The organism is Sphingomonas sp., from assembly GCF_048594985.1.
Taxonomy (GTDB): domain Bacteria; phylum Pseudomonadota; class Alphaproteobacteria; order Sphingomonadales; family Sphingomonadaceae; genus Sphingomonas_I.
Genome location: NZ_JBMDXG010000224.1, coordinates 1 through 6,241, shown reverse-complemented (window position 1 = coordinate 6,241; position 6,241 = coordinate 1). Strand labels below are relative to the sequence as shown.

7 protein-coding genes are annotated in these 6,241 nt (G+C 64.4%); 2 read left to right on the top strand and 5 right to left on the bottom strand.

Features of this window, described 5'->3' with window-relative positions:
* The 3 genes from arsC to ACOJSF_RS08900 form a co-directional block, all read right to left on the bottom strand.
* On the bottom strand, window positions 1–406 hold a 406-nt coding region (arsC, locus tag ACOJSF_RS08910; RefSeq protein WP_420141858.1), incomplete at its 3' end, for an arsenate reductase (glutaredoxin).
* A 7-nt stretch (window positions 407–413) separates the two neighbouring features.
* Window positions 414–746 carry an ArsR/SmtB family transcription factor gene (locus ACOJSF_RS08905; RefSeq protein WP_420141857.1) on the bottom strand — a complete coding sequence of 111 codons (333 nt, stop codon included), beginning with the start codon at window positions 744–746 and terminating at the stop codon, window positions 414–416.
* 282 nt (window positions 747–1,028) lie between these two features.
* Complete coding sequence (locus tag ACOJSF_RS08900; RefSeq protein WP_420141856.1) at window positions 1,029–1,715, bottom strand: hypothetical protein; 687 nt, start codon at window positions 1,713–1,715, stop codon at window positions 1,029–1,031.
* 138 nt (window positions 1,716–1,853) lie between these two features.
* Between ACOJSF_RS08900 and ACOJSF_RS08895 the strand changes: the two genes are divergently transcribed.
* Entirely contained in the window at window positions 1,854–2,909 is a 1,056-nt protein-coding gene (locus ACOJSF_RS08895) for a hypothetical protein (protein ID WP_420141855.1), read from the top strand.
* Between the two features lie 90 nt (window positions 2,910–2,999).
* Here the strand turns inward: ACOJSF_RS08895 and ACOJSF_RS08890 are convergent, their stop codons facing one another.
* On the bottom strand, window positions 3,000–4,214 hold the full coding sequence (locus ACOJSF_RS08890; protein WP_420141854.1) for a hypothetical protein: 1,215 nt from the start codon (window positions 4,212–4,214) through the stop codon (window positions 3,000–3,002).
* A 455-nt stretch (window positions 4,215–4,669) separates the two neighbouring features.
* Window positions 4,670–5,416, bottom strand: a complete 747-nt coding sequence (locus ACOJSF_RS08885) for an SDR family oxidoreductase (protein ID WP_420141853.1) — start codon at window positions 5,414–5,416, stop codon at window positions 4,670–4,672.
* Between ACOJSF_RS08885 and ACOJSF_RS08880 the strand changes: the two genes are divergently transcribed.
* Window positions 5,406–6,241 (top strand): cupin domain-containing protein (locus tag ACOJSF_RS08880; protein WP_420141859.1); only part of this gene is annotated, 836 nt, incomplete at its 3' end. The genes ACOJSF_RS08885 and ACOJSF_RS08880 overlap by 11 nt on opposite strands.

Here is a 6,241-nt window from a genome sequence, read left to right as displayed (position 1 = left end):
CGTCGATGACCTTCTCGCCATCTTCCTTGGTGAAAGCACCGCGCTGCCGGGCCGGCAGCAGATCGAGCACAGCTTCCGACGGACGGCACAGCTTCACGCCGAGCGGCGAGACGACGATCGGGCGGTTGATGAGGATCGGATGCTCGATCATCGCGTCAATGAGCTGGTCATCGCTCAGCGCCGCGTCGCCGAGGCCAAGCTCGGCATAGAGCGTGCCCTTCTCGCGCAGCAGCGCGCGGGGCGTGATGCCCATGCGCGCGATCAGCGAGACGAGACGCGAGCGGTTAGGCGGCGTCTTCAAATACTCGATGACGTGCGGCTCGATGCCGGCGTTCTGGATCATCGCCAGCGTGTTGCGCGACGTCCCGCACTCGGGGTTGTGGTAGATGATGATATCGACGGTCATGGGAACCTCAGCAGCAGGGGTTGAGCTCGGCGATCAGCGGCTCGCAAAGCTCCGCCTTCCCGCCGCAGCAGTCCTTCACGAGGAACAGGGTCAGCGCCTTCAACCGGTCAAGATCGGCGCGATAGTTGATGATGCGGCTGCGCCGCTCGGACCGGATCAGCCCAGCGCGCGCGAGGGTCGCGAGATGCACCGACATCGTGTTCTGCGGCACGTCTAGCGCCTTGGCGACCTCACCGGCGGCCAGGCCCTCAGGCTCATGCCGGACCAGCAGGCGGAATGCATCGAGGCGCGTGCCCTGCGCGAGCGCGCCAAGGGCCGAGATGGCTGAATCATTGTCCATATATCCACGTTAAAGGATATATGGATTTAATCAAGGAGCGTCTCACTTTGCCGGAAGCCGACCTTGGCCGCCCCGTCATGAAAGACCGGGTATGGTCGGGAACCGCCGCTTCCTATCGTAGCGCTACAGCGTAGGTATATTGCCCATCTTCATCGGGCTTGGCTCGCCATTCCGCCGTGCGCCGCCGTTTGCCGATGCCCCATACTGCTGGGCCGCCGCCACTACGCCCAATTCCTCAAAGAATGACCGATAGGTTGTGATCGGTGATCGAAAAGGCGATAGCTAGGCGCCTTCGGGCGGAACGCCGAGCGCCGCCGACAGCGTCGCGTTGGTGTCGGCGATGGTCGTCCAGAAATGCACAAACTGATCGCCGCGGCCGGCGCCCGCATGCAGGCCGATCCTCGCGACGACCAACAGGCACCACCGGAGCGCTTCGCGGCAGAACTCGCGATCCTCGAAGAGCTGCTGATAGTTCTCCACCAAGTCGGCGATCGCTAGCCCCGGCATTTGCAGTGACGAGGGCTGCCAGCGGGGATGCACGATCTTCGACCGGAGATCGTACAGCTCGCGCATCTTCGCGTTGAGCCGCTTCTGCGCGGGCAACTGCGTCCCGAACGCTTGCCGGGGAAGATGGCTGAGCTTGTGCTCGATCGGCACGCGATCCTTGTTGGCCAGGTCAATGACCTTGGCGAGGCCCTTCTCACGGCCGACCTGATGGAAGAAGACGTTGAGGAACGCCTCGGTGCCGACGAGGCTCATGAGAAACGCCTGGAGACCGTGACCACGGTTGCTCTCGCGATCGTCGTCGCTCTCGGTCATGCGGGCCAGCGCGCGTATCGCCGCTCGAAAGTAGGTCTGGACAGTGGCGACGGGCATCTCGAGACGCGTGCCGGTCTCCAGCTTGACGCCGTCCTTGTAGATGGCCTTGATCGAGTCATCCTCGTTCAGATCGAACACGAAGTGCGGCACGGCGGGTTCCCACGGTCGATTTCAATTGGCGAAGCCTAGCAGCTCGCCGCGCGGCTTCCGAGCGCGCACCATCGCCGGCGCCTGCCGTGATCGAACGCGCGGGATTGATCGGCTGTGGTGGTTCGTCAGAGTGCAGACATGAGCGTGCGGCACATCCCCAAGGCGATTCGCGCCGACGATCTGTTCCATCACATCGACATGGGCTTCTTGAACCGGCGTCTCTGCCTGAGCGCGCTGCCGGGGCCCATCCGCAGCCACTATATCGAACATGCCAAGCCGGGTTCGGACCACATAACCGTGCTCGGCAACGACCATCTTCTGGTGACGATGCTGCTTGATGCCTGCGATCTCGCCAAGGCGCCGACGCTTCTGGAAGCGCTGACATTGGGACGGCCGAAGCACATGTTTCGGAGCACCGAGCGGCTGACGCCGTGCCCGGCGGTCTATGACGCGCCGCGGGTCGAGCACGGCGTCATCCTCGACCTGGATTTCGGCAAGCCGGTCCGGATCGCCTATCACACCAGCCATATCGTCAGCGACACCGGCCGGATGATCCTCGCCGAGGGCCACGAAAAGTCGCCGCAGTCGATTGTCGGGCTGCTCAATGACCGGGAGGACAGATACGAGATCGAGCCGCTCGTGATCGGGGTGCCGTGGTTCGACCATCCCCGCAACGGCAAGGATTCGGTCGAGCTGATGTGGATGGGCCGCGATTTCGGAGAGATTCTGCCTGAGGACATCGCTCAGTTCGCACGGTTGACGGAGGTCGACGTCGCAGACGCCGACGAGTGGATGAGCGTGATGCGCGACCTGCCCGAGACGAAGGTCAAGGAAGGGTTCGCGGCGCTGCTGGGGGACCCGACGAAGAAGGACTGGGGCGGAGAGATGAACGATCATTTCTCGGCTGCGGTCACGGTCGGCGGTCGTCGCCGCACCGCCGCTTTCCTCCTCAAGGGACCGGCGAAGTTCCGCGAGATGACGATGGACATGTGCGGCGCGCGTGCCGACCAGATCTATCGGCTGGTGGGATCAGGCGCCGATATCTCGATCTTGCAGCACGCCCATCAGATCGGCGAGGTCGTGCGCGGAACGCTGCGCAGCATGACCGTCTTTCCGGGAAGCCCGCGCAAATTTTGCGTGATCGATGGCCAGACGACCTACCGCATCTTCAAGGCCTATGGCCTGCTCGACTGAGCCCCGCATGGCGATGGCTTGCCGCCGAGCGAAACGACGGCCGCCGGACCAACACAGGCGGCCTGGGAAACCCCGCCATCACCGCCGTGCTCACGCGACACCGTATATCCGCTCGGCGTAGGCGCGAACGTCCGCCGTCGCGCGCTCTTCAAGCTCGCGCAGATAGGCGAGAAAGGCGTCCTTGTTCGCGTAGCTGTAGATGCGGGCGCGATAGTGCAGGTCGCGGCGCAGCTCACCCTCTCCGAGCAGGAGCGCACACTCGCGGTCGATGAACATCGCATCGACATAGGGCGCATAGGCGGCGATCGCCTGAAAATCGGTCATGAGTCCGCGGGTGAACTTGCGCTGCCCCATCGTCACGCGCCGGCCGAATGCCGCGAACAGATAGGCGAAAATGCGATTGAACGGCATCTCGCGCAGACGCGACCAGTCCCAGAAGTCACCGACACGCTGCATTGCCTCCTCGTAGGACGCGCCCTCGCGCAGGAAGTCTCGCAGCATGAGGAATTCCCGCCAGATGGGCTCGAGCGCGGCATAGAGCAAGTCCATGCCGTCGCCGCCCGCACCAGCGTTTGCCACGCGCTGCATGACGGTCGCGAGCGCGGTGCGCCGGTGCTTGCCGAACTGTGATTCCCGGCGGAGTAGCTCATGGAACGGCGGCTTCTCTTCGGCCCAAGCTGCGACCACCTCGCTCAATGCGGCGAACCCTTTGTCGCGCTCGCGGCGAATGCCCTCGGCAAACTGCGAATAGTCGGCATTCACGCTGATACGCATGTCGGGCAGCCAGTCGTTGCGTGATCCCTGGAGGATCTCGTCGGGAGTCAGGGTCAGTGCGGGCTCGCCGCCATCGCGAAATGCGCGGGCGAACGCGAACACCTGATCCATTTCGATGTCGCGGCTGTCGCGCAGCGAGGCGTCACCGCCAATATTCTCATAGGCATCGCGCAAGCCTCTGGGATCGTGAAATACGATGGTCTCGTTGGAATGAAGATCCGAATGCGGCAAGATCGCCTGTTGCAGCAGGACGACCCGGCGAAGAAGCGGGATCAGTTCGTCGTAGAAATCCTGATGTCCGAGCGGTGCCCGGTCGCCAGCCTTAATCTTGAAGATGGTGCTGAACATGAACTGGTCGAGATAGATGGTCGCCTTGTCGACGTCGGGCAGCACTTCGCCATGGCTGTAACGGCATTTCGTGCAGCGCAGCGTCATCACGTCGCGCCCAGCGCCTAGAAAGCCGAACGTCTGCTCGCGGCAGCGCGGGCATTGCTCGAACGGTCCTCGCTCCCAGGTGAAGGATTTCGCCATTGGCCAAGTGTAGATTAGATCGGGAGCGGATGAAATTTCGACGACTGGCGAACTTCCGTTTTGGAAATGCTTCGCCGGCTGACACATCCGGGACCGGCCGCCGTCGTAGGGCGCAAGGTCGGGGGAGGCTGGCTTAGGGCGGTTATGCACATGCCCCGGCGGGACTAGAGTAGTGCCACAGCGTAGGTATAGTGCCCATCATCATCGGGCGTGGCCCGCCATTAAGTCGCTTCGATCCCGGGCCGCTGCCCGGCAGCTTGGTAAAATCGCCGGAAACGGCGGCTTTTGGGCCAGCAACCATACCGCTGAGATCAGCGAGGCCCATTCTTGTGCGCGTGCCGGCGTCAATTTCTCCAGCCCAGTCGCAAGAGGTACCGTTTCGGTTGCCGAGTTTCGGCCTAGGAGCACAGATGCCTATTTTGCGCGGCGCGTAGCGCTCCTACCCAGCGCTTGCCTCAGCTCCCCTGCGACCAGGCGACCGCATCGGCCCCGGCGGGGATGTGAGCCGGCGCGGTCTCGTCGGTCACCGCGCGCCAGATCGCCTCGGCGACGTCGCTCTCGGATGTGACCGGCCCGGTATCCTGCTCCCACTGCGCAAAGATCTGCTGCACCATGGGACCATAGGGCTCGGGAAACCCGTCGGTCATACGCGCGCGCGCATTGTCGCCGAAGCGCGTGTCGGGCGCCCGGCCAGGCAGAACGACACGCACGCGCACGCCAAACGGCGCAAGTTCCAGCGCGACGCTGTCGGAGAAGGCGTTCACCGCTGCCTTGCTGGCGGAATAGACCGATAGCAGCGGCAAGGGCTTGTAGGTGACCGACGAGGTCACGTTGACGATCACGCCCGCCCGGCGCTCGCGAAACTGCGGCGCCACGGCGCGTGTCATGGCGATCACGCCCAGCGTGTTGGTTTCGAAGATGCCGCGCGCAACGTCGACCGGCGTGCCTTCGACCGCGTTGAGAAAGCCGATGCCTGCATTGTTGACGAGCGCGTCGATCGGCCCCGCCGCCGCGATGGCGGCGTCGATGCTGGCAGGATCGGTGACGTCGAGCGCGAGGGTGCGGATCCGATCGGAGGCGAGGCCCGCGTCCTCGCGCGGGGTGCGCATCGTCGCGACGACGTCCCAGCCCTTATCGGCGAAGTGGCGCGCGGCCGCGCGGCCGAAACCCGACGAGCAGCCAGTGATCAGGATGGTGGGCATGAGGACTCCTGTCGTTGATCCCGACAAGATGGCTTTTATGGCCAGACCTTCTACAATCGGACGTCCGGATTTCATTAGCGAGCGTCCGATTGTGACCGATCCCCTCGCGCAGATCGTCGGTCTGCTGCGCCCCGATCTCTCCTTCTCGAAATTCATCGAGGGAGCAGGCGCATGGCGCGTGCGTCGTTCCGAGCAGGGGCGTCCGTTCTTCTGTGCGCTGCTCGAAGGTTTGGTCCTGCTGGAGCCACGCGGCCAGGAGCCGGTCACGCTGCGCGCCGGGGACTTTGTCCTGATCCCGGCGGCCGACGATTTCGTTTCCTCCAGCGTCGATCCGCCGCCCGCCTCGCGCGGCGAGAGCATGCCTTTAGAAGTGCGCCCGAACGTCTTTCGCATCGGCGATCGCAACGCCGAGCCACAGGTGCGCATGCTGATCGGCTATTGCGCGTTCGGATCGACCGACGCGGCGCTCCTGGTCGCGCTGCTCCCCGCGCTCATCCACGCGCGGGGCGATGATCGCCTCGCCACGATCGCCCAGCTCGCGGCGCGCGAGTTCCGGAGCGATCGAGCGGCGAGCGATATCATCGTGGCGCGGCTGATGGAGGTGCTGTTCATCGAGACGCTGCGCTCATCCGGTCCGCACGCCCCAACCGGCGTCCTCCGTGGTCTGGGCGATGAGCGGGTGGCGGCCGCGATCGGGCGGATGCATGAGCAGCCCACCGCCCCCTGGACGGTCGCGAGCCTCGCGCGTGAAGCCGCCATGTCGCGCTCGGCCTTCTTCGATCGCTTCCGCAAGTCTGTTGGAGCGGCGCCCATGGAATATCTGCT

Bases quoted from the DNA above. Each gene is read 5' to 3' on its own strand.
- ACOJSF_RS08905 (WP_420141857.1), bottom strand. From the start codon at position 746: ATGGACAATGATTCAGCCATCTCGGCCCTTGGCGCGCTCGCGCAGGGC.
- ACOJSF_RS08885 (WP_420141853.1), bottom strand. From the start codon at position 5,416: ATGCCCACCATCCTGATCACTGGCTGCTCGTCGGGTTTCGGCCGCGCG.
- ACOJSF_RS08895 (WP_420141855.1), top strand. From the start codon at position 1,854: ATGAGCGTGCGGCACATCCCCAAGGCGATTCGCGCCGACGATCTGTTC.
- ACOJSF_RS08890 (WP_420141854.1), bottom strand. From the start codon at position 4,214: ATGGCGAAATCCTTCACCTGGGAGCGAGGACCGTTCGAGCAATGCCCG.